The 23019-nt window shown below is 62.8% G+C and carries 21 protein-coding genes; 11 read left to right on the top strand and 10 right to left on the bottom strand.

Annotated elements, in window-relative coordinates; translation table 11 throughout:
* Positions 1 to 3: 3 nt before the first annotated feature.
* Together GM909_RS06455 and GM909_RS25705 are read right to left on the bottom strand one after the other, a co-directional pair.
* Positions 4 to 1050 (bottom strand): DUF1176 domain-containing protein, encoded by a 1047-nt coding sequence (locus GM909_RS06455; RefSeq protein WP_157015388.1) that lies wholly within the window; start codon positions 1048 to 1050, stop codon positions 4 to 6.
* Positions 1051 to 1139: 89 nt separating this feature from the next.
* Positions 1140 to 1301 (bottom strand): hypothetical protein, encoded by a 162-nt coding sequence (locus tag GM909_RS25705; protein WP_198174150.1) that lies wholly within the window; start codon positions 1299 to 1301, stop codon positions 1140 to 1142.
* Between the two features lie 257 nt (positions 1302 to 1558).
* Here GM909_RS25705 and GM909_RS25980 point away from each other — a divergent pair, with 257 nt between their 5' ends.
* The 4 genes from GM909_RS25980 to GM909_RS06435 all read left to right on the top strand — a co-directional run bounded on the left by GM909_RS25980 (position 1559) and on the right by GM909_RS06435 (position 5110).
* Entirely contained in the window at positions 1559 to 2053 is a 495-nt protein-coding gene (locus GM909_RS25980) for a hypothetical protein (RefSeq protein ID WP_235911693.1), read from the top strand.
* A gap of 104 nt (positions 2054 to 2157) precedes the next feature.
* Positions 2158 to 3219, top strand: coding sequence for an aldo/keto reductase (locus GM909_RS06445; protein WP_157015387.1), 1062 nt, complete (start codon positions 2158 to 2160; stop codon positions 3217 to 3219).
* Positions 3220 to 3251: 32 nt separating this feature from the next.
* Complete coding sequence (locus GM909_RS06440) at positions 3252 to 4706, top strand: amidase (RefSeq protein WP_235911691.1); 1455 nt, start codon at positions 3252 to 3254, stop codon at positions 4704 to 4706.
* Positions 4707 to 4909: 203 nt separating this feature from the next.
* Positions 4910 to 5110 (top strand): hypothetical protein, encoded by a 201-nt coding sequence (locus GM909_RS06435; RefSeq protein ID WP_157015386.1) that lies wholly within the window; start codon positions 4910 to 4912, stop codon positions 5108 to 5110.
* Positions 5111 to 5312: 202 nt separating this feature from the next.
* Here GM909_RS06435 and GM909_RS06430 read toward each other — a convergent pair whose 3' ends face one another.
* From GM909_RS06430 to hspQ, 7 genes are all read right to left on the bottom strand, one after another.
* The gene (locus GM909_RS06430; protein WP_157015385.1) at positions 5313 to 5561 is read right to left on the bottom strand and encodes a DUF2442 domain-containing protein; all 249 of its coding nucleotides are present in this window, start codon (positions 5559 to 5561) and stop codon (positions 5313 to 5315) included.
* A 54-nt stretch (positions 5562 to 5615) separates the two neighbouring features.
* Entirely contained in the window at positions 5616 to 5786 is a 171-nt protein-coding gene (locus GM909_RS06425) for a DUF4160 domain-containing protein (RefSeq protein ID WP_235911689.1), read from the bottom strand.
* A 90-nt stretch (positions 5787 to 5876) separates the two neighbouring features.
* Complete coding sequence (locus GM909_RS06420) at positions 5877 to 9674, bottom strand: vitamin B12-dependent ribonucleotide reductase (RefSeq protein ID WP_157015384.1); 3798 nt, start codon at positions 9672 to 9674, stop codon at positions 5877 to 5879.
* Between the two features lie 654 nt (positions 9675 to 10328).
* Positions 10329 to 11891: an inorganic phosphate transporter gene (locus GM909_RS06415; protein ID WP_157015383.1), complete on the bottom strand. Its 1563-nt coding sequence runs from the start codon at positions 11889 to 11891 to the stop codon at positions 10329 to 10331.
* A 103-nt stretch (positions 11892 to 11994) separates the two neighbouring features.
* On the bottom strand, positions 11995 to 12480 hold the full coding sequence (locus tag GM909_RS06410; protein WP_157015382.1) for an NUDIX hydrolase: 486 nt from the start codon (positions 12478 to 12480) through the stop codon (positions 11995 to 11997).
* A gap of 240 nt (positions 12481 to 12720) precedes the next feature.
* Complete coding sequence (gene gpt, locus GM909_RS06405; protein WP_157015381.1) at positions 12721 to 13218, bottom strand: xanthine phosphoribosyltransferase; 498 nt, start codon at positions 13216 to 13218, stop codon at positions 12721 to 12723.
* Between the two features lie 194 nt (positions 13219 to 13412).
* Positions 13413 to 13736 carry a heat shock protein HspQ gene (gene hspQ, locus GM909_RS06400; protein WP_157015380.1) on the bottom strand — a complete coding sequence of 108 codons (324 nt, stop codon included), beginning with the start codon at positions 13734 to 13736 and terminating at the stop codon, positions 13413 to 13415.
* 135 nt (positions 13737 to 13871) lie between these two features.
* Here hspQ and GM909_RS06395 point away from each other — a divergent pair, with 135 nt between their 5' ends.
* On the top strand, positions 13872 to 14840 hold the full coding sequence (locus GM909_RS06395) for an AEC family transporter (RefSeq protein WP_157015379.1): 969 nt from the start codon (positions 13872 to 13874) through the stop codon (positions 14838 to 14840).
* On the opposite strand, the gene GM909_RS06390 is transcribed toward GM909_RS06395, so the two are convergent.
* A complete protein-coding gene (locus GM909_RS06390) occupies positions 14811 to 16022 on the bottom strand; it encodes a UbiH/UbiF family hydroxylase (RefSeq protein WP_157015378.1) in 1212 nt (403 codons plus the stop codon). The genes GM909_RS06395 and GM909_RS06390 overlap by 30 nt on opposite strands.
* 296 nt (positions 16023 to 16318) lie before the next feature.
* Here GM909_RS06390 and pcsA point away from each other — a divergent pair, with 296 nt between their 5' ends.
* From pcsA to GM909_RS06360, 6 genes are all read left to right on the top strand, one after another.
* Entirely contained in the window at positions 16319 to 17074 is a 756-nt protein-coding gene (gene pcsA, locus GM909_RS06385) for a phosphatidylcholine synthase (protein ID WP_157015377.1), read from the top strand.
* The gene (locus tag GM909_RS06380; protein ID WP_157015376.1) at positions 17067 to 18044 is read left to right on the top strand and encodes a quinone oxidoreductase family protein; all 978 of its coding nucleotides are present in this window, start codon (positions 17067 to 17069) and stop codon (positions 18042 to 18044) included. Before pcsA ends, GM909_RS06380 begins: the two co-directional genes overlap by 8 nt.
* A 109-nt stretch (positions 18045 to 18153) precedes the next feature.
* Complete coding sequence (locus tag GM909_RS06375; protein ID WP_157015375.1) at positions 18154 to 19722, top strand: ABC transporter ATP-binding protein; 1569 nt, start codon at positions 18154 to 18156, stop codon at positions 19720 to 19722.
* Positions 19722 to 20846, top strand: a complete 1125-nt coding sequence (locus GM909_RS06370; RefSeq protein ID WP_157015374.1) for an ABC transporter permease — start codon at positions 19722 to 19724, stop codon at positions 20844 to 20846. Before GM909_RS06375 ends, GM909_RS06370 begins: the two co-directional genes overlap by 1 nt.
* On the top strand, positions 20833 to 21753 hold the full coding sequence (locus GM909_RS06365) for an ABC transporter permease (protein ID WP_198174149.1): 921 nt from the start codon (positions 20833 to 20835) through the stop codon (positions 21751 to 21753). The genes GM909_RS06370 and GM909_RS06365 overlap by 14 nt, the downstream gene beginning before the upstream one ends.
* 48 nt (positions 21754 to 21801) lie before the next feature.
* A complete protein-coding gene (locus GM909_RS06360) occupies positions 21802 to 22875 on the top strand; it encodes a BMP family ABC transporter substrate-binding protein (protein ID WP_157015373.1) in 1074 nt (357 codons plus the stop codon).
* The last annotated feature ends 144 nt before the right edge of the window (positions 22876 to 23019 follow it).

Below are 23019 nucleotides of genomic sequence, written 5' to 3'. Positions count from 1 at the left end.
CCGCTACGGTCCTGAATTGTAGTCGAGCACGGTTTCGGGATTGATCTCGCCGTCATAGGACGCATCGACATCGTAGCGGACGAGCGTGAAGCGGCCGTCTCGAAAGAGCCAGGTGCCGGTCGACGAAGCATCGCCGATGCCGCGCCATTTGTTGTGGGACATGATGGTGTAGGTCTCGGGATCGTAGCCTGAATTGACCAGCATGGGGCCGGTCTCGAAGCCGATGGTGCGGATGCTGTCGACCTTCTCCTCGGGATTGTCGTTCTCGTAGCGAATATCCAGTTCGGGCGAGGCGAACTGCAATTCGCGCACCCCGCCCACCTCGTCTGCGAGATAGTAGACGTGGTTTTCGTTGTAGGCGCCCGCGCCGCAATAGAAACGGAACAAATGCGCCTTGCGCTCCGCCGTTTCCGGACCGTCGCTGGCGTAGCGAAAGGCGATCGTATGGCTTTCAGGCTCGACATCCGCTCCGTCGGGAAGGGTCCGGGAACATTCCTCGCCATGGGCGGCACGCAGCAGCCGCTCGGCGGTTTGCGCGTCGCGTTCCAGGGCGGTGAGGGGAGGAGAGTCGCCGCATTGCGGTGGTAGGGCCTCCTGGAGCGACGTGTCGGCCGGCTCCAGCGCGCCTTCGACGAGATGCATCGGCTCGAACGGATCCGACTGGATCTGCGGATTGGCGAGCCGCGCCGTGTAGCAACCGGCAAAGACAGAATCCGTACCATCCTCGTCAACGGCCCGGATGGCCACGGCTATGGTGTAATAGACGCTGCCCGCCGCACCCTCGGCGCCATAGGCACCAGTCAGCACATCGACACGGTCCGTGCCTTCGAAACCGGCGGCGAACGCATCGAAATCGGGAGCCGGCTTATCCTCGCCGAAATAGCCCCAGGCGCGGGCAAATTCCTTGCGGTTGATCGCGTTATAGTAGGATTCAACCAGCGCCACCGGGTCGGACCGGTCGTCCAGATAGACGCTTTCCTGGGCCAGCGCCGCCACCGGCGACCAGACCATGCCGGCAACACATATTCCCCGCAATCCAATTCCGCTCATCGAATCCACCTCCTGCACCGGCCAGAGTTGGCAAAGATTGCGGCGGTGGTGTGAAGGCCGATGAAATTGCGGCGCAGCAGCTGCCCGGTTCAGTTCTTCGCCATCCGGCGCGCCATGCCGGGAAAATCGGCCGGCTTGATGCCGATATCGGCCCGATCGGCAGCGGACATCCGGTTGAGGAACGACATCGCCTCGCGGTAGCGGTGGCTGTCACCGGCGGGGCGCTGAAACAGCTTGCCGAAATAGCTCATCTGATTTCTCCTTATCTTTCCCGCCTTCAATATAGGTGAGGCAGCGCCGATGTTGCAGTGCAGCAATCGCATGCCAGCCATGCGCCGCAAGGCGAATTGCGGGTGATCGGACACCGGCTGTGGTTCGGGACTAGCCACGTACGAGAATTGGCAAGGATTTCCGATGCTTTGCGTTAAGTCATCATGCACATTCTCCGGTTAGACACGCTATGGACGGCGGCGCGGCAGCGTCGCACCCGGTGGATCGGGAATTGACGATGAGCGATTTTTCCAAGAGCGAGTTCGCCGCGCTGCTTGACGAGTTGATCGAGACCAGGGCGCGCGAAGCGGAGGAGGGCGATGGCGCTTCGGCCGCACGCGGCCATGCGTCGATGCCGTTCAGCTATGTCGGCACGCAGGATGCCGCCGAGGCCTTCTTCGCCAGCGTGCCGGGCGAGGTGGTTGCCGATCTTTATCGGCAGAATGCCCGGGCACAGGGCGCGCCGATTGCCATCGACAATCCTCCCGGAATCGAGTCACCCGATCCCGCTCCCCCGCTGCCTTCGATCGATCCGGCAGAAATTGCTCGCGAACTCACGCTGACCGCGAACCGGATTCCACACGACATCGACCGCATCCGCCGCGCATTCGCCTTTGCCAACCATCCAGACCGTGTCGACCCGGCGTTGCGCGAGCGTGCCGAGATCCGCATGCGCATCGCCAACATGCTGATCGACCAGGTGAAGAAAAAGGTGACGAAGCGCCGACGCTGATCATCCGGGCGGTTTTGACGACACCGGCAGTTGGTCTATAAGGCGGCGTCTTTCCCGGCGGCGGCGCCAGCGCGCCATCCGCGATCGCAATCCGGAGCTTTACCATGCAACAGCGCCGTCTCGGCCGCACCGATCTATCTGTTTCCAGAATCTGCCTCGGCTCGATGACATGGGGCGAGCAGAACAGCGAGGCGGAAGGCCACGCCCAGATGGACATTGCCTTCGAGCGCGGCGTCAATTTCATCGACACGGCCGAGCTCTATCCGATCCCGCCCAAGGCGCAGACGCAGGGACGCACGGAAGAGATCATCGGCACCTGGATGCGCGCGCGCGGCAATCGACGGGATGTCGTGCTGGCCTCCAAGGTGGTCGGTCGCACGGCCAATGAATGGTTTCGCGGAGGCCGTCCGTCGAAACTGGTGCGTGCCGATATTGTCGACGCGGTCGAAAAGTCTCTGAAACGGCTCCAGACCAATTATATCGACCTCTACCAGATCCATTGGCCGGACAGGCCCACGCCCTGGGGCGCCAATCCGACGCGCATCGGGATTGCATCCGACCAGGCCGGTGAAACGGTTGACGACGAGACGCCCATCGAAGAGACGCTGGCCGTTCTCGGTGACCTGGTCGAGCAGGGCAAGATCCGCCATCTCGGACTGTCGAACGAAAGTTCCTGGGGCGTGATGCGATTTGTAGCCGCCAGCGAGCGCGGTGATGGGCCGCGTATTGCCACGCTGCAAAACGCCTACAGCTTCGTCAACCGGACCTATGAGGTGAACCTGGCCGAGGTCTGCCAGCGCGAGGATATCGGTTTGCTCGCCTATTCGCCGCTGGCCCAAGGCTATCTGAGCGGCAAATACGACCATGGCGCACTGCCGAAAGGATCGCGCAAACAGCTCTTCGACCGTCTCCAGCGCTACGAGAAGCCGTATGCGGGCGAGGCGATCCTTGCCTATAACGAGCTCGCTCGGCAATTCGGCATGGAGCCGGCCCTGTTCGCCAATGCATTTGTGACGAGCCGGCCCTTCGTCGCATCCAATATCGTCGGCGCAACGAATCTCGACCAGTTGGCTATGGCGCTGGACTCGGCCGATGTAGAGTGGACGCAGGAGATGCAGGAGGCGGTCGACGCGATTCATCAGCGCTTCGGCAATCCCTGTCCTTGAATATGGGCGTCACAGCAGGAATGGAGGACGGTGTGACAGCGGATTTCGAGCCCGGCTCAGGTCGGTTTCCGTCGCCGGGTCCGATATGCGGCCAGTCGGCTATCGAACTGGCACGAGCGATCCGCGAGCGGCGGCTGTTCGTGCGCGAGATCATGGACGCCTTTATCTCGCGCATCGAGACCGTCAACCCGCACGTCAACGCCATCGTCTCCATGCGCCCGCGGGAGGAATTGCTGGCGGAGGCGGACGCTGCCGATACGGCCTTGGCGCAGGGCGTCGAAGCTGGGCCGCTTTTCGGGCTGCCGATCGCGATCAAGGACCTGGCTCTCACCAAGGGGCTGCGCACGACATTCGGCTCGCCGATCTTCGCGCGCCACGTGCCCGATGTGGACGACTATTTCGTCGAGCGGATCCGCCGCGCCGGCGCCATCATCGTCGGCAAGACCAATGTGCCGGAATTCGGGCTCGGCTCGCACACCTACAATCCCGTCTTCGGACCGACGCTCAACGCCTATGATCATCGGTTGACCGCCGGCGGCTCGAGCGGCGGCGCCGCGGTGGCCCTGGCATTGCATATGCTGCCGCTGGCCGACGGCAGCGACATGGGCGGCTCGCTGCGCAATCCCGCAGCCTACAACAATGTCTATGGCTTCCGTCCCTCGCAAGGCCGCGTGCCCGGCGGTCCCAATTTCGAGGCGTTCATGTCGCAAATGGGGATTGAAGGGCCGATGGGGCGGAGCGTCGCCGACATCGCGCTGCTTCTCGGCGTGCAATCCGGACACGACCCGCGCTCGCCGCTGTCGCTCGACGGGCATGAGGATTTCCTGGCCGGGCTGGCTCCGCGCGTACAGGGCGCCCGCATCGCCTGGATGGGCGATCTCGGCGGCCATCTGGCCGTGGAGGAGGGCATTCTGGACCTGTGCACGCAAGCCCTGGCACAGCTCGAAGGTGCGGGAGCGACGGTCGATTCCCATGTGCCGGATTTCGACTTCGAGGCCTTGTGGCAGGCCTTCGTCACCTTGCGCCATGCCACGAGCGGCTGTGCGCTGAAAGCGCATTACGACGATTCCGACAGGCGCTCGCAGCTCAAGCCCGAAGCCGTCTACGAGGCCGAGGGCGCGCTGCGGCTCGAGGCGCCGGCAACATTTGCCGCCTCGCAGCGGCGCACGGCCTGGTATCAGACCGTGGTGCGGCTTTTCGAGCATTTCGACTATCTGGCGCTGCCCACGGCGCAGGTCTTTCCCTTCCCCGTCGAATGCCATTGGCCGGAGGAGATCGCGGGGCGCGCGATGGACAGCTATCATCGCTGGCTCGAAGTGTGCACGCTGGCAACCATGGCCGGCCTGCCGGCGATCAGCGTGCCGGTCGGCTTCGACCCGGCCGGGCGGCCCATGGGCATGCAGATCATCGGCCGGCCGCGCGGCGACTTGTCGGTGCTGAGCCTCGCCGCCGGCTACGAGAGACTGACACCCTTCGGCGTGCGCTGAAGCGGCGGTGCATGGGGCCTGGCGCCAAAGCCGGGCCGTACGCATTCTGCGCTGATGGCCGGACAAGGCAGTTGTTTCGCCAGGGTAGTGCCAAACGTGGCAATCTTTCCAACAACCGGCCAAAATTTGTCACGGAACCGACATCACAGAGTCATGGCACGCGCCTAGATTGTCTCCTGCGGGCGGCGATGAGGAGACTTGGCATGATTCACAGCGAAACCACGCTTGACGAGCTCCTGAACGAGCCGATCATCAGGAAGGTCATGGCGCGCGACGGCGTGCGCACGAACGACATCCGGGCGCTGATGAACGAGATCAGCGGCCGCGCGCGGCACGCCACCCATAACGAGGCGATTCTCCTGCCGCCGCCCGGCCAGATGCGGATGATGGAGCGCAGGGCGTGAAACACCGGCTTGCCGGACATACGCCCGGCCTGCGGGCCGCATTGCCGACGGCCGCCCAAGACATCGGTTCGCACCGATGCCTGCATTTAGACGCGTTCCTCAGTGCAGCCTTTTGGTGCTGAGGAACAATCACATTTCCTTTTGAGATTCGAGAACGCCGTTTGACTGCCGGAAAGCGCGGTCCGGCTCAACGGGTCCGCACCTATGCCACTTGGGACCGCGTATGCGTCTGGTCGCCACGTCCGGCGAGCAGGCCGGCAATGGAAATATCTTCGTCGAGCGCATCCCAATGCAGTCCCATCGGGCTGATTTCGACATCCTCTCGCTCCGCCTTCGTCGCGTGCAACAGGCGCGGAAACCAGGCCAGCGGCACGCCGATTGTGCGGCCGTCGCTTAGGTCCACCCACATGGTGTGGTCGTCGAAGCGGACTTCAGCCGCCGAAATGCTCATGCCAAGCCTGTTCGATCTGCACGTGATTGGTTTCCACAATGGAAATTATAGTCCTTAGCTGACGTGAATTGAAGCCGAAGCTCTCCGCGACCGAAACCGCGGTTCCACCCAAATCTTAGCTTCGCCGTCGCTGCTGCGCACATGCACATGAATCGGCTCTCGCGGATCGCCTTCATTGAGATAGAAGAAGAGGCGATAGGGACCGGAACTGAAGATGAGTGGCATGATCGGCGCCAACTCCCTGCTCAAGAAAATGGCCCGATCTTGCGACCGGGCCAATACGTCATCGTTCCATATACGATATTCGGCGGTTCTTCACGAGCACCCACTTGTACTTCCGCAGGTATCGCACTTTTCGCAGGTCCCGTTGCGCACCATGGTAAAGTTCTGGCACTCCGAGCACATATTGCCGGTATAGCCCTGCATCACTGCCTGGGCGCGGCGTTCGGCGGCCAGCGCCTTGGCATCGGAGGCCTCCTTGGCCGCCTCTTCGGTGAACAGGGCATCGGCCTCTTCGGCTGCCGCGTCTTCGGCCAGTTCCTTCGCCCGCTCCTCATAGTCGCGCTTGAAGGCGCTCGCCGCTTCCTGCTGCTCCGCAACGGCGGGGCGGGCCGCGGTCGACAGCGCACGCACATTGGAGCCCGAATAGGCCGTCGGCACATTCGTCTGCTGCGGGGCAGGGGAGCCGGCCTGGCCCTTCGGGTCGTTGCCGGAAATCACCTTGAAGGCCGCGCCGCGTGTCAGGCCCTTGGAAACCGGCAGCGACTTTCCTTCCGAAATGCCCTTGCCGAGCGTGGTGTTGGAAAAGTCGCTCGTGTCTACATGGGCAAGGTCGTTGCGTCCCAGATAGGAGACCGCAAGCTCGCGGAACACATAGTCGATGATCGACGTGGCGTTCTTGATGGCGTCGTTGCCCTGCACCATGCCGGCCGGCTCGAACTTGGTGAAGGTGAAGGCATCGACATACTCCTCCAGCGGCACGCCATATTGCAGGCCGATCGAGATGGCGATGGCGAAATTGTTCATCATCGCGCGGAAGGCCGCACCTTCCTTGTGCATGTCGATGAAGATCTCGCCGAGCCGGCCGTCGTCGAACTCGCCGGTGCGCAGATAGACCTTGTGCCCGCCGACCACGGCCTTCTGGGTATAACCTTTGCGCCGGTTGGGCAGCTTTTCGCGCTCGCGCACCACCTTTTCGACGATGCGCTCGACGATCTTCTCCGTCACCTGGCTCGCCCGGGCGGCGGTCGGTGCCGCGACCAGTTCCTCCATCAGGTCGTCGGCTTCCTCGTCGTCGTCCGACAGCAGGGAGGCATTGAGCGGCTGCGAGAGCTTGGAGCCGTCGCGGTAAAGCGCGTTGGCCTTCAGCGCCAGCTTCCACGACAGCATATAGGCTTCCTTGCAGTCCTCGACTGTCGCCTCGTTGGGCATGTTGATCGTCTTCGAGATGGCGCCCGAAATGAAGGGCTGGGCCGCCGCCATCATGCGGATGTGGCTGTCAACCGACAGATAGCGCTTGCCGATCTTGCCGCACGGATTGGCGCAGTCGAAGACCGGCAGGTGCTCGTCCTTCAGATGCGGCGCGCCTTCCAGCGTCATCGCCCCGCAGACATGGACGTTGGCGGCCTCGATCTCCTTTTTGGAGAAACCCAGAGCAGGCAGCATCTCGAACGAAAAATCGCCCAACTGCTCGTCGGTGAAACCGAGCGCCTCCTTGCAGAACTCTTCGCCCAGCGTCCACTTGTTGAAGACGAACTTGATGTCGAAGGCGCTCTTCAGCGCCGCGTTCAGCGCGTCGATCTTCTCGTCGGTGAAGCCTTTTGCCTTCAGCGCACCGGGATTGACGCCGGGCGCCTGGTTCAGATTGCCGTGGCCGACGGCATAGGCCTCGATCTCGGCGATTTCGGCTTCAGAGTATCCGAGCGTCCTGAGCGCTTCCGGCACGGCGCGGTTGATGATCTTGAAATAGCCGCCGCCGGCCAGCTTCTTGAACTTCACCAGCGCGAAATCGGGTTCGATGCCGGTCGTGTCGCAGTCCATGACGAGGCCGATCGTGCCGGTCGGCGCAATGACGGTGGCCTGGGCGTTGCGGTAGCCGTGCTCCTGGCCGAGTTCCAGCGCCCGGTCCCAGGCGGCGCGGGCATGCTCGACCAGTTCGGCCTGCGCGACGTCGGCGGCATTAAGCGGCACCGGATTGACGGCGAGCTTTTCATAACCCTCCGTTTCACCATAGGCCGCGCGGCGGTGGTTGCGCATGACGCGCAGCATGTGCTCGCCATTGCGCTCATAATCGGGGAAGGCGCCGAGCTCGCCGGCCATTTCGGCCGAAGTCGCATAGGCCGTGCCCGTCATCAGCGCCGTCAATGCGCCGCAAATGCCACGCGCTTCCGGCGAATCATAGGGAATGCCCGACGTCATCAGGAGACCGCCGATATTGGCATAGCCCAGACCCAGCGTGCGGTATTCATAGGAGAGCCTGGCGATTTCCCTGGAGGGGAACTGCGCCATCATCACCGAGATCTCGAGCACGATGGTCCACAGCCGGACCGTGTGCTCATAGGCCGCGATGTCGATCGTGCCGGCTTCCTCCGGCCGTGCGCCCGGTTCGCGGCCCGACTTGCGGTACTGCAGCAGGTTGATCGAGGCGAGGTTGCAGGCCGTGTCGTCTAGGAACATGTATTCCGAGCACGGGTTGGAGGCGCGGATGGCGCCGGCCGACACGCAGGTGTGCCAGTCGTTCATCGTGGTGTTGAAATGCAGGCCCGGATCGGCCGAGGCCCAGGCGGCATAGCCGATCTTTTCCCACAGATCGCGCGCCTTGACGGTCCTGGCCACCTTGCCGTCGGTGCGCCGGATCAGGTTCCACTCGCCGTCATTTTCCACCGCGCGCAGGAAGTCGTCCTTGAGCGAGACCGAATTGTTTGAGTTCTGCCCCGAGACGGTCAGATAGGCTTCGGAATCCCAGTCCGTGTCGTAGGTCTTGAATTCAATGTCGGTGTGGCCCTGGCGCGCGAACTGGATCACCCGCTTGATGTAGTTTTCGGGCACCTGGTTCTTCTTGGCGGCGCGAATTTCGCGCTTGAGCGCCGGATTCTTGGCCGGCTCGAAACAGTCGTCATTGTCGGCCTGGCAGTTCACGCAGGCCTTCATGATCGCCGCAAGATGCTGCTTGACGATCTTGGAGCCGGTGACGAGGGCGGCGACCTTCTGCTCCTCCTTCACCTTCCAGTCGACATAGTCCTCGACGTCGGGATGGTCGATATCGACGACGACCATCTTGGCCGCGCGCCGCGTCGTGCCACCCGACTTGATGGCACCGGCCGCCCGGTCGCCGATTTTCAGGAAGCTCATCAGGCCCGACGACTTGCCGCCGCCCGAGAGCTTTTCGCCCTCACTGCGCAGATGGCTGAAATTCGACCCCGTGCCGGAGCCGTATTTGAACAGGCGCGCCTCGCGCACCCACAGGTCCATGATGCCGCCTTCATTGACCAGATCGTCGCCGACGGACTGGATGAAGCAGGCATGCGGCTGGGGGTGCTCATAGGCCGATTTGGATTTCACCAGCTTGCCGGTGAACGGGTCGACGTAATGATGGCCCTGGCCGGGGCCGTCGATGCCATAGGCCCAGTGTAGCCCGGTGTTGAACCATTGCGGCGAGTTGGGCGCGACGCGCTGTGTGGCGAGCATGAAGGCGAGTTCGTCCATGAAGGCCTGCGCATCGGCCTCCGAATCGAAATAGCCGCCCTTCCAGCCCCAATAGGTCCAGGTGCCGGCAAGGCGCGTGAAGACCTGCCGGGCATCGGTTTCCGAGCCGTAACGCTCGTCCTCGGGCAGCGCCTTCAGCGCCTCCTCGTCGGCCACCGAGCGCCACAGGAAGGAAGGCACGTCGTTTTCCTCGACCCTTTTCAGGCGCGCGGGCACGCCCGCCTTGCGGAAATATTTTTGCGCCAGAATGTCGGCCGCGACCTGGCTGAACTGGGCCGGCACATCGATGTCGGCGAGCCGGAAGACGATCGAGCCGTCCGGGTTCTTGATCTCGCTCGTCGCCTTGCGGAACTCGATCTCCGCATAGGCCGATTGTCCATCCTTGGTATACCGCCGTTCGATGCGCATCTTGGCTTCCTCATCTCCATTTGTAGCACACTTCGGCCGGGCAGCCTCGTTCCGCCCAACACCCGTATGCCGTCCGCCGCTCGGGCCACGTCGTCAGACGCGCCCCCTTCAATTGCCGCCCGGCGCCGGTCCACCGGCATTGCCGCACGCCCGATCGTCTGACCGATCACGTGCCGGGCGGGCCCCCGTCTCCATATTGCTGATTTGTGGCTCACTCCATCGAGTGCAACACTATCTAGGCAATAGGATCACCGCAAACACTAAATATAGTATTAACAGCTCGTTTACGCTAGTCGTTCTCGTGCGCCGCTGCGAGCATTTCTCAAGGTAAAACAACGCCATTGCCGCCCGTCCCTCATGGCAGGCAACATTGCAAAGACGCAGCAAGATCTGGAATTTCGACCGGTCAATTTTCCCGGCCGCACGCGTCACGAACTGAACACCCGATCCATAAAAGGCGACTCGCAGTCGAGCGTCAAGGGATCGTTCGCGCAAGTTCTAAGACCCCAATATGTTGTATGTCGATCATGTGGATATCGGGGACGGATGAAGATGCGGCTTGTACAGAACGATCGTTCGGGAGGCGTGCGTGACAGCTCACGCAATCCGCCCACGTCAGGGCAGGGGAGTGTCCGTCCTGCCGACCCACACGGCCTAGGCGCCGAGCATGGCAAGCATGGCATACAGGCCGGCCGCGATGGCGGCAGTGGCGGGCACCGTCACCACCCAGGCGGCTACGATTGTCGTGAAATGGGCCCTTCGAACCAGCTTGCGCCGGTTGATCTCGGCACTTGACGGCTTGCTCGGTTTCGACCGGGCGGCATCGCCTTGGCTTTTCGTGCGGCTGGCTTGTACGGCGCCGGTCTGCTCGGCCATGCGGCGACCGTTCTTGCGCTCCAGATAGGCACGACGGCGCGGCGAATGGGCGGTGTACCATTCGCGGAAGAAGCCGACGCCGAAGACCGCGCCGACTGCGATGTGGGTGGAACTGACCGGCAGGCCGAACGACGAGGCGACGATGACGGTGAGTGCAGCCGACAGCGCCACGCAGAATGCGCGCATCGGATTGAGCTTGGTGATCTGCTCGCCGACCATGCGCACCAGGCGCGGTCCGAAGAGAAGCAGGCCGATCGATATGCCGACCGCACCAATGATCATGACCCAGGAGGGAATGGCGACGGCATCGGCCATTTCCCCGCCGCTGGCCACGCGCACGATCGCCGCCAGCGGTCCAACGGCATTGGCGACGTCGTTGGCGCCATGGGCAAACGACAGGAGGGCGGCCGAGATGATGAGCGGGACGTTGAACAGCCGGCGCAGTGACTGGTTGCGGTTTTCCATGCCCTTGGCGCGCCGGCGGACATGGATGTACGCCAAACCCCAGGTAGCGGCGAAGGTCGATATGCCGATGAGCGCGATCGACATTCCGTCAAGATGCACCACCTTGCGCAGACCCTTGGAGGCAAGATAGGCGGCAAAGGCGCCCGCCATGACGGCGATCAGCAGCGGAACCCAGCGCACCGCCGCTTGTATCTTGTTTTCCTGATAGATGATGTGCGCCTTGATGAAGGCGAGGAAGGCAGCCGCGATGACGCCACCCAGAACGGGCGATATGACCCAGCTCGCCGCGATACCGGCGACCACGTGCCAGTCGACGGCCGCAAAGCCTGCTGCGGCGACGCCCGCGCCCATCACCCCGCCGACGACGGAATGGGTGGTGGAGACAGGCGCGCCGAGCCAGGTGGCAAGGTTGATCCACAGCGCCGAGGCCAGCAGTGCAGCCATCATCGCACTGACGAAGAGCGTCGGGTCGGCCACCGCTTCGGGCGCAATGATGCCCTTGGAGATCGTGTCGACGACGTCGCCGCCGGCAATCAGCGCACCGGCGGTTTCAAAGATCCCCGCCAGCACAAGTGCGCCGGCCATCGTTAGCGCCTTGGCGCCGACCGCTGGACTGACATTGTTGGCAACGTCGTTGGCGCCGATATTCATCGCCATATAGGCGCCGATCGCCGCAGCGGCGATGATCGCGACGCCACCAGGCTCGCCGGCCGTGAACAGGGCCGCCGCAAGCGCCACCGCAGCCATGAAGAACAGGGCAAAACCGGGACCGGCCAGCCCGCGCGCCAGGAAACCCGCGGCTTCGTTGACCTGGACCAGTTTCTCCAGGTCCTTGTCGAGCGTAGCCTTGCGCTCCATCGAGCCTGAATCGTCCATTCGATTTCCTGTTCGGGCAGTTCGCGCCATTGTCTCGGGGTCGGTGGGCAAGCGACAATCGTCCGCCGCCGCGCAGCGCTATGATTTCAGGTCTATGACCGCGTCAAGGTCTTATCTTAGCGGGATGGAAGTCGGCAAGGATCTCGGCCAGGTCGGGTTCATTCACGACCCTGGCCGCCTCGTGCGGCTTGAACCAGCGGCGAAGGCGCTCGCCCTTTTCAGGCCATTTGCTGGAGACCTGCTCCACGGCAAGCGGGAATACGATCACCTCGCAGCGCTGCTTGAGCCCGGATCTGAGGCCCTTGCCATAAAAATAACGACCAGTTTCGTCCTTCGCGATGGCGCCACGGATGCCCGCTTCCTCCATCGCTTCGCGGCCTGCGGCATCATGGCCCGCCTCGTCGCCCTCCGGCCAGCCCTTGGGCAGCACCCAGCGACCGGTATCCTTGCTGGTAATCAGCATGATCTCCGTTTCGCCGTCGACCAATCGGTAGGGCAGGGCGGCGACCTGCACGCGCGAAGGCGCACCGCCCAGGAGACGGCGCAGCCGTTCGATCGAATGGTGCCATGTGCGGTTGTTGACGAGCATTCTCGGTAAACCCCTGTCATCTCGACAGTCCAGTTTATGCTGATTCCTGCTTTTTGATCAGACGCTTCGGCAAATCTCTGCAAGAATTCTGTGAATTCCTGCATGCATTGATTCATCGCTGCAGGTCGGACCCGCATGCAGTCTGTGCCGAGGCAACTGGCTTGCCACAGGCATAAATACGCATTGGAAGGTCCGTTTCAAGAGCCCGAACGGTGCGTTTGCCGCCCGCCGCAACTTCGTTCAGCCGGGCTGGCCGTCGGAAATCGGCTGTTGATAGGTAAAGCCCATGTCCCAGGGAAAATAGATCCAGGTGTCCTGGGATACTTCGGTAACGAAGGTGTCGACCAGCGGACGCCCTTTGGGCTTGGCGTAGACGGTGGCGAAATGTGCCTTGGGCATCATGGCCCGCACGATGGTGGCGGTCTTGCCTGTGTCCGTCAGGTCGTCGACGATCAACACGTCTTCGCCGCCATTTTCCAGCAGCGTCGGCGTTATCTCCTTCAAGACCTTCAGATCGCCCTGCGAGGTGTAGTCGTGATAGGAGGCCACGCACACCGTTTCGATGAGCCGGATGCCGAGTTCGCGCGCTATAACGGCCGCAGGGACAAGCCCGCCGCGCGTGATGCACACGATCGCCTTCCATTCACCGTTGGCGCCTGCAAGACGCCATGCCAGCGCGCGCGCATCGCGATGGAACTGATCCCAGGATACGGGGAAGGCCTTTTCTGGAAGCGACATTGCCTAGCGTCTCGACTTTGTAACATCAGGAGAATAGGCAGCGATCCTTAACCGCAAAGCTCCACGCCATGCAAGGCGATTTGGCACAACACGCACTGCAGCGGTTCGATTGTGTCTACTTTCGCTTCGCGCGCGTTCGCTTCAAACGGACGTTTGAAGCGAAGATATGCAGGTTAGATCAATATGAACGACAATCAGTGATTGCCCGGCCCATGAGGCTCGTAGCGGCCGTCGGGCGTCTGGCGAAAAAAATCTCCGATTTGCGGATGCCTTACAGGCTCGCCCGACGTGTCGTGAAGAAGGTTCTGTTCGGAGACATAGGCGACGTATTCGGCCTCTTCGTTCTCCGCCAGCAGGTGATAGAATGGCTGATCCTTGGCCGGACGCATCTCCGGAGGAATGGATTCATACCATTCCTCGGTGTTGGCGAATTCGGGATCGACGTCGAAGATGACCCCGCGGAACGGAAACAGCCGGTGGCACACCACCTCGCCGATGCTGAATTTTGCTTGTCTCATTTCAGTCATGCTTATAACCCACCGCCCCCTATGTGGCGCAACCGGCAAGAGAGTTCAATAGCGTCGGCCATCATTGGCATTGACCTTGGGCCACGCAGCGTTTAGCGCCAAGCCGATATTGCAGAGCTTGGTTTTATGACGGACGTCCTCGGTCTCGTTCTTCCCTTCTTCGGACTCATCTTCCTGGGCTTCTTCGTCGCCAGGATCGTCAAGCGGCCGCTCGATGCTCTCGGCTGGATGAACATTTTTGTCATCTATGTCGCGCTGCCGGCGCTTTTCGTTCAATTGCTGAGCCAGACCCCGATCGAAAAGCTGACCGAGTGGAGCTACATCTTCGGCGCCGTTTTCTCGACCTATCTCGTTTTCGCGCTGATGTTTTCCGCGTCGATCCTGCGCTCGGGCGGCGAGATCGGCGAAAGCACGATCAAGGGGCTGGCGGCCGCTTACGGCAATATCGGCTATATGGGCCCCGGCATCGCCCTGATCGCCTTCGGAGAGGAGGCGGCAGTACCGGTCGCGCTGATATTCTGCTTCGAGAACATCCTGCATTTCGCCATTGCTCCGATGATGATGGCGCTGTCGGGCGGCGAGCGCCGCAGCCCGTTGGAGATCGCCATCGACGTGGCCAGGAAGATCGTCCTCCATCCCTTCATCATCGCGACCGCGATCGGGGTGGCCGCGGCCGCCTTCGCGGTCACATTGCCGACCCCGCTTGCGCGACTGCTCGAGATGCTGGCCCGTGCGGCAGCCCCATGCGCGCTTTTCGCCATGGGTGTCACGCTGGCGCTGCGGCCGATCAAGCGGGTTCCGCACGAACTGGGCCTGATCGCCGTGCTCAAGCTGATCCTGCACCCGGCCATCTGCTACGTGATGTTGAGCATCGTCGGCGATTTCGATCCGGTCTGGGTCTACACCGCCGTGCTTCTGGCCTCGCTGCCGACCGCGACGAACGTCTTCGTCATCGCCCAGCAATACGGCTTCTGGGTGGAGCGTGCGTCAGCCGCCGTGCTCGTGACGACAATCATGTCGGTCTTCACCGTGACGGCGCTGATCTATCTCATCAAGAGCGGGACATTACCGCCGGACCTGTTCGCGTCCCCGTGAGAGCGCATGGGCGAACCCGCTTCCCGGCTGCAGGCCCTCGCGCATGAAGAAACCGCGCAGCGGCGCAAGGGCCGACAGCGCCTCCAGGCCGATGCTGCGGGCCAACTGCGCAGGCAGAAAATCGCTCAGGAGCGATGCATTCAGCGCATTGACGGCGCCGGACCGGGCCAGGATGTCGGGCCGGCGTCGTCGCGAATAGTCCGCCAGGGCCCGGTCGGCGCCGGGATCTTCGCGCCGCGCCGAGCAAACTGTGACCAGATCCTTGATGTCGCGGATGCCGAGATTGAGCCCCTGGGCACCGATCGGCGGAAAGACGTGCGCTGCTTCGCCGACCAGGGCGATGCGATTGCGCGCAAAAGTGGCGGGCAGAGCGCTGGTCAGCGGATAGACCTGGCACGGGCCCTCGACCGTCACCCGGCCGAGCATGGACTGCATCTGCTCCTCGATCAGCCGCGACAATCTTTCGTCCGGCAAGGCTGCGTGGGCCTCGGCCGTTTGCGGCGACAGCACCCAGACGAGGCTGGAGCGCCTGCCAGGCAGGGGAACTTGTGTGAACGGGCCCGTCTCGGTGTGGAACTCGGTCGAAACGAATTGGTGGTCGGCCTCGTGGCTGAAGTTCAAGACGAGTGCGGCCTGCGGCAGCGACCGGCGGAATACCGTAATGCCGGTCGCCTCGCGGGCCGACGAATTGCGCCCATCGGCGGCGACGGCCAGCTGCGCCTCGATGCGCACTTGCCGGTCGGTCTCGGCGGCTATGCCGTCTTGCGAGATATGCCAGCGCTCGACAAAACCTTGCGTCCAGGAAATGGCCGAGCGGTCTTTGACCGCCGCTTCCAGTTCGCGATGCAGTACCGTATTGGGAATGTTGTAGCCGAACGCCTCCTCGCCGATTTCGTTGGCGCTAAAGCGGACTGGCCGGCTGCGTACCAGCCGGCGCGTCGCGTCGACGATCTGCATGGTGCGCAACGGCGCCCCTTCGGCAATCAAATGCTGGGCGATGCCGATCTCGGTAAGGAATCGCAACGACGGCGCCATGAGGGCGGTGGTGCGGGCGTCATCCGTGCGGACGGCCGGGCCGACCAGGTGAACGGCAAATCCGGCATCGGCAAAGGCCAGGGCCGCCATCAGGCCCGCCGGACCCGTTCCGGCAACCAGAATGTCCGTTCTTTCGCTTTTGCCCATGGCAATCATCTCCGGTCCCGGTATCCGCCGGATGCTGGACACCTCACGCGTAGCTATAGGCCCGAGCCGGGTGGCCGATCAACCGGACCGATTGTCCACTTGTTGTCTGCGGAGTAACGGTCGTAAGTGCTTGTGCGGGCTGCCGTGCTGGCTGTAGTGTCACACGCCGACAATGAAGGCTTGGCAAAGATGACGGTTTGCGGCGGTATCCTCACGACACAAAGACATCCGGGTTACGAGCCGCGCCAAGATGCGTGGGCCGCGCCCGTCCGTCTCCAGATCATTTGCATGCCGGGATGACCACGGCCGTGAATCAACATTCGACACGCAGGAAAGTGACGGCGCCGCAGGCAAAGGCCTTTTCGGTGCATCTTCTCACCGCCTCGGGTTCGTTCCTGGCCTTTCTGTCGCTGGTCGCGGCCAGCGAGATGCGCTGGACGGCCATGTTCTGGTGGCTCGGCCTTGCCCTGTTCGTCGACGGCATCGACGGCCCGATCGCGCGCAAGCTGCAGGTTCGCGAGGTCCTGCCCACCTGGTCCGGCGACATGCTCGACAACATCATCGACTATGTCACCTATGTGCTCATCCCCGCCTTCGCGCTCTATCAGAGCGGCTTCATGGGGGAGGGGCTGTCGTTCCTGTCGGCGGCCATCATCGTGATAACGAGCGCCATCTATTACGCCGACACCGGAATCAAGACGAAGGAGAATTTCTTCAAGGGCTTTCCGGTGGTGTGGAACATGATCGTCTTCACGCTTTTCGTCACCCAGCCGGGCGAATGGATCTCGCTGGCGGCCGTCATCCTGTCGGCCGTCCTGACCTTCGCGCCGATCCATTTTCTGCACCCCGTCAGGGTCAAACGGCTGCGCGCCATCAACCTGACGGTCTTTCTGGTCTGGTGCCTGCTCGGGGTCGTCGCCTTGCTGCAGGATCTGGACGCGCACATGGCGGTCAAGGCCGGGATTGCCGCCACGGCGGTCTATTTGTACATCATCGGCGCAATCATGCAGATTTTTCCCAAACTTGGAGCAGTTGGAGCAAGAGATGCCTAAAGCCGTTCGAGTCCATGCCTGTGGCGGCCCGGAGGTTCTGACCTACGAGGATGTCACGGTCGCACAACCGGGGCCCGGCGAAGTGCTCGTGCGCCAGACGGCGGTCGGGCTCAACTTCATCGACGTCTATTTCCGCACGGGCCTTTACAAGGCCCCGGACGGACTGCCGTTCATCCCCGGCAACGAGGCAGCCGGCACCGTGGAGGCCGTGGGCGAGGGGGTCGACTGGCTCACGCCGGGTGACCGCATCGCCTATGCCGGCCCGATCGGCGCTTATGCGCAAGAACGCGTGATCGCCGCCGACCGTCTGGTCAAGGTTCCAGACGCGATATCCGACGAGCAGGCTGCCGGCATGATGCTCAAGGGCATGACGGCGCAATATCTGCTGCGCCGCACCTTCAAGGTGAAGCCCGGCGACACGATCCTCTATCATGCCGCCGCCGGCGGCGTTGGCCTGATCGTCGGCCAGTGGGCAAAACATCTCGGCGCCACGGTGATCGGCACTGCCGGCTCGGAAGAAAAGGTCCAACTGGCCAAGGCGCATGGTTACGATCACGTGATCAACTACCGCGATACCGATTTCGTCGCCGCGGTGCGCGACATCACCGGCGGCAAGATGTGCGATGTCGTCTACGACTCGGTGGGCAAGGACACTTTTACGTCGTCGCTCGATTGCCTGCGCCCGATGGGAATGATCGTCAGTTTCGGACAATCCTCCGGCCCCATTGCACCGTTCGACCTGGCGCTCCTTTCGCAGAAGGGATCGCTGTTTGCGACCCGGCCCACCCTGTTCACCTATGTGGCGCGGCGCGAGGACCTGGTGGCAACGGCCGACGACCTCTTCGACATCGTCTCGCGCGGTGCCGTCCGTCTGCAGATCAATCAGCGTTACAACCTCGCGGATGCGGCCCAGGCGCATACCGATCTGGAAGGACGTAAAACCACGGGGATCAGCCTGTTGCTGCCTTGAAATTAAGCTGAAATTGTTGAAGCTCTTTCATTGAGCAGCGCGCTATGCGTAATGGGAGCGGCGCGCCTAAAATCGGGCTGGGAACTTATAAGAATAATGGGAGTGGATCGTGGCGGCTGAGAGCGCGCGGGGCGATGCGGCCCTACTTGATGTGCGCGGCCTGACCAAGCTGTTCGGCGAACTGAGGGCCTGCGACGGCGTCGATCTCACGATCGAGCGCGGCGAGATTCATGCGCTGCTCGGCGAAAACGGGGCCGGAAAATCAACATTCGTCAAGATGCTCTTCGGCTCGCTCGAGCCGAACGCCGGCGAAATCCGCTGGGACGGCCGTCCCACTGCAATTGCCAGCCCCGGTGAGGCCAGGGGGCTCGGCATCGGCATGGTGTTTCAGCATTTCTCGCTGTTCGAGGCGTTGACGGCGGCGGAAAACATCGCCCTGTCGCTCGACAGCAGGACGCGAATCTCCACCATCGCCGCCAAAGCACAGGCGCTGTCCCACAGCTACGGCCTGCCGCTCGACCCCTATGCGCTGGTCGGCGATCTCTCGGTCGGCGAACGCCAGCGCATCGAGATCATCCGCTGCCTGCTGCAAACGCCCGAACTGATCATTCTCGACGAGCCGACCTCCGTGCTAACGCCGCAGGAAGCCGACAAGCTGTTCGAAACGCTCGAAAGGCTGCGCTCGGAAGGCAAGTCCATCCTCTATATCTCCCACCGGCTGGAAGAGGTGAAGCGCCTGTGCGACCGCGCAACCGTGCTGCGCAACGGCAAGGTGGTTGGACATTGCGATCCGCGCGGGGAATCGGCCGCATCGCTGGCGCGCATGATGGTCGGCGACGAGGTCAAGGCCGTGGAGCGCCCGCCGCTGAGCGAGCGCGCTTCCACGGACAAACTGCTTCGGATCGAGGGACTGGACCGCCCGCCGGCCACGCCATTTTCCATTCCGCTGCGCAATATAGGCCTCGCCGTGCACGCCGGAGAGGTGATCGGCATTGCCGGTGTGGCGGGCAACGGCCAGAGCGAGTTCTTCGAGGCTGTCTCGGGAGAGGTGAGGCAGGCGTCGCCCGGCACGATCCGCATACGCGGCAAGGATGCCGGACGCGCCGGCATCACCGAACGGCGCATGATGGGGGCAGCCTTCGTGCCTGAAGAGCGTCTCGGTCACGCCGCCGCGCCGGCCATGAAGCTGTCGGAGAACCTGCTTCTGTCGCGCCATGCGACCGACGCCAGAGCCTTTCTGGGGCGCGCAGGCGTGGTCAAAACTGCCGCCATCACGGCATCGGCCAGGCGCATCAACGTGGCCATGGATGTGCGCAAGAGCGGCGAAGACCCCGCCGCCGCATCACTGTCCGGCGGCAATCTGCAGAAATTCATCATCGGGCGCGAGCTCGACCGGAAACCGTCGGTCATGGTCGTCAACCAGCCGACCTGGGGCGTCGACGCCGGCGCGGCCGCGCGCATCCGCCAGTCCCTTATCGAATTGGCGCGCAACGGCTCGGCCGTGCTGGTGATCAGCCAGGACCTGGACGAGCTGTTCGAGATATCCGACGCGATCTGCGTCATGCACAATGGCGAGCTTTCCGAGCCGGTTCCGATCACGGAAGCGACTTTCGAGAAGGTCGGCCTGCTCATGGGCGGGGCCGAACCCGGGCATTCGGCCGCGGCGGGAGCACATTGATGCGGATCGAACTCGTCAAACGCCCGCAGCAATCGGCGCTTTTCGCCGCGATCTCTCCATTCATCGCCTTCGCCATCACCCTCGTCGCTGGTGCCATCCTGTTCAGCCTGCTCGGCAAGGCGCCACTCAACGGCTTGTATGCCTATTTCGTCGAGCCGCTGACAGAGGTCTGGTCCCTGCATGAGCTGGCGATCAAGGCCGCGCCGCTGATCATGATAGGCGTCGGCTTGTCGATCTGCTTCATGTCCAACAACTGGAATATCGGGGCCGAGGGCCAGTTCGTCGTCGGCGCCATCGCCGGTTCGATCCTGCCGGTGGTCTTTCCGGATTTCCAAAGTCCCCTCGTCCTTCCGCTGATGCTTTTGATGGGCATTGCCGGTGGTGCGGCCTACGCGGCAATTCCCGCCTTGCTGAAGGTGCGTTTCAACACCAATGAGATCTTGAGCAGCCTGATGCTCGTCTATGTCGCGCAGCTCTTTCTTGACTGGCTGGTGCGCGGGCCGTGGCGCAACCCGGAAGGCTACAATTTTCCCGAAACGCGCAATTTCCATGCCTCTGCGGTGCTGCCGGAAGTCCTGCCGATGTCAGGAAGAGCTCATTGGGGCTTCGTCTTTGCAATCCTGGCCGCACTGATCTTGTGGTTCCTCGTCTCCAGGACGTTGAAGGGTTTCGAGATCCGGCTGCTCGGCCAAAGCCCGCGGGCAGGGCGGTTCGCCGGCTTCTCGTCGGCCCGCATGGTGTTCTTTGCATTCCTTGTTGCAGGCGGGCTGGCCGGCCTCGCCGGCATCTGCGAGGTTTCGGGCGCAATCGGCCAATTGCGGCCGACGATCTCGCCGGGCTACGGATTTGCCGCCATCATCGTCGCCTTTCTGGGCCGGCTCAATCCGCTCGGCATCATTGCCGCCGGGCTCGTTCTGGCATTGTCCTATCTCGGCGGCGAGGCGGCGCAGATATCGATCGGCGTGTCCGACAAGACGGTGCGGGTCTTCCAGGGCCTGCTCCTGTTCTTCGTTCTCGCCTGCGACACGCTCATCCATTACCGCGTGCAGATCGGCAAGGCGCCGGCAGTCCAGCCGAAGGCTCAATCGCATGAACAGCCGGAGGCCGCACATGGGCATGGTTGAGGCGATACTGCTGACAATCGCGACGGCGGCAACACCGCTGCTGCTGGCTGCGATCGGCGAACTGGTGTCGGAACGCTCCGGGGTGCTCAATCTGGGCGTGGAGGGCATGATGGTCATGGGCGCCGTGACCGGCTTCGCAGTCGCCTACACGACCGGGTCGCCCTGGCTCGGCGCCGTCGCCGCAATCGTGGTGGGGGCATTGTTCTCGCTGCTGTTCGGCTTTCTCACCCTGACGCTGGTGACCAATCAGGTGGCTACCGGGCTTGCCCTGACGCTTCTCGGACTGGGCCTTTCCGGCATGATCGGCGAGCGTTTCATCGGGCTTCCCGGGGTGAAGATGGAAACGATCTCGATCCCGTTCCTGTCCGACCTGCCGCTGGTGGGGCGTCTCGTCTTCGGCCAGGATCCGATCTTCTACATCTCCATCGCGCTCACTGCGGCCGTCACATGGTTCCTGTTTCGCTCGCGCGCCGGGCTGACGATGCGTGCGGTGGGCGACAGCCACGATTCCGCCCATGCACTGGGCATCAAGGTGATTGCAATACGCTACCTGGCCGTGATGTTCGGTGGTGCATGTGCCGGGCTCGCTGGCGCCTATCTGTCACTGGTCTATACGCCGCAATGGGTGGAGAACATGACCGCAGGCCGCGGCTGGATCGCGCTGGCTCTTGTCGTCTTCGCCTCATGGCGACCATGGCGCGTGCTGGCCGGCGCCTATCTCTTCGGCGCGGTCTCGATCGGACAGTTGCACGCCCAGGCGCTCGGCATCGGCATCCCTTCGCAATTTCTCTCCGCGCTTCCCTATCTGGCTACGATCGTGGTCCTTGTTCTAATCTCCCGGAACAGACGGCTAACCATGATGAACACGCCGGCTTCCCTGGGGCGGCCGTTCGTGCCCGATCGCTAGTTCGTCGTGGACAAAGCCCCAATCGAAACCAACAGAGGACGAAACACAATGAAAAAGACAATTCTCGCACTGGCCGCCGCCACGGCGCTCATGTCGGTGGGAACGGCAATGGCGCAGGAAAAGACCAAGGCCTGCTTCATCTATGTCGGCCCGATCGGCGATTTCGGCTGGTCCTACCAGCACCATCAGGGCGTGCTGGAGATGCAGAAGGAGATCGGAGAAGATAAGGTCGAGATCGCTTATCTGGAAAGCGTGCCGGAAGGTGCCGACGCCGAGCGTGCCATCGAACGCTTCGCGCGCTCAGGCTGCGACATCGTCTTCACCACGTCCTTCGGCTATATGGACGCCACCAACAAGGTTGCCGGGCGTTTTCCCGACGTGAAGTTCGAGCACGCAACCGGCTACAAGCGCGAGCACCCCAATGTCTCGACCTACAATTCGAAGTTCCACGAGGGCCGCTACGTGCAGGGTGTGATCGCCGCCAGCATGTCGGAGGTCGGCACGGCCGGCTACATCGCCTCCTTCCCGATCCCCGAAGTGGTGATGGGCATCGACGCATTCGTGCTCGGCGCGCAGTCGGTCAATCCCGACTTCAAGGTCAAGGTCGTGTGGGCCAATACCTGGTTCGATCCCGGCAAGGAGGCCGACGCGGCCAAGGCGCTGATCGACCAGGGCGTCGACATTATCACCCAGCACACCGACTCCACCGCGCCGATGCAGGTGGCCGCCGAACGCGGTATCAAGGCCTTCGGCCAGGCGTCAGACATGATCGAGTTCGGACCGGAGACGCAATTGACGTCGATCGTCGACGACTGGGGCCCGTACTACATCGAACGCGTGAAGGCGGTGATGGACGGCACCTGGGAGCAAATCGACGTGTGGGGCGGCATGGGCGCAGGTCATGTCGTGATGGCGCCTTATGCCAACATGCCTGACGATGTGAAGAAACTCGCCGAGGAAACCGAAGCCAAGATCGCGTCCGGCGAATTCGATCCCTTCACCGGACCGATCAACAAGCAGGACGGCTCGGTCTGGCTGAAGGAAGGCGAGGTCGCGGAAGAGGGCGTATTGCTCGGCCTCAACTTCTATGTCGAAGGCGTCGACGACCAGTTGCCGCAATAGATTGATCCGCCGCGAAGTGCGAAGAGGAGAGGGCGCCCGCGTGGCGCCCTTTCTTGTTTTTCGTGCGGTCGCAAGGAAGCGGCAATTCGCGATTGTTCCGCGTCGGGGCGAGCCTGCACACGACTCCTGACAATCAGGTGTCAG

Origin of the sequence: Mesorhizobium xinjiangense, assembly GCF_009749525.1 — a bacterium.
GTDB classification, from domain to species: Bacteria; Pseudomonadota; Alphaproteobacteria; order Rhizobiales; family Rhizobiaceae; genus Mangrovimarina; species Mangrovimarina xinjiangensis.
Note: the sequence above shows the minus strand (reverse complement) of the source record. Positions and strands in the feature narration are given on the sequence as shown.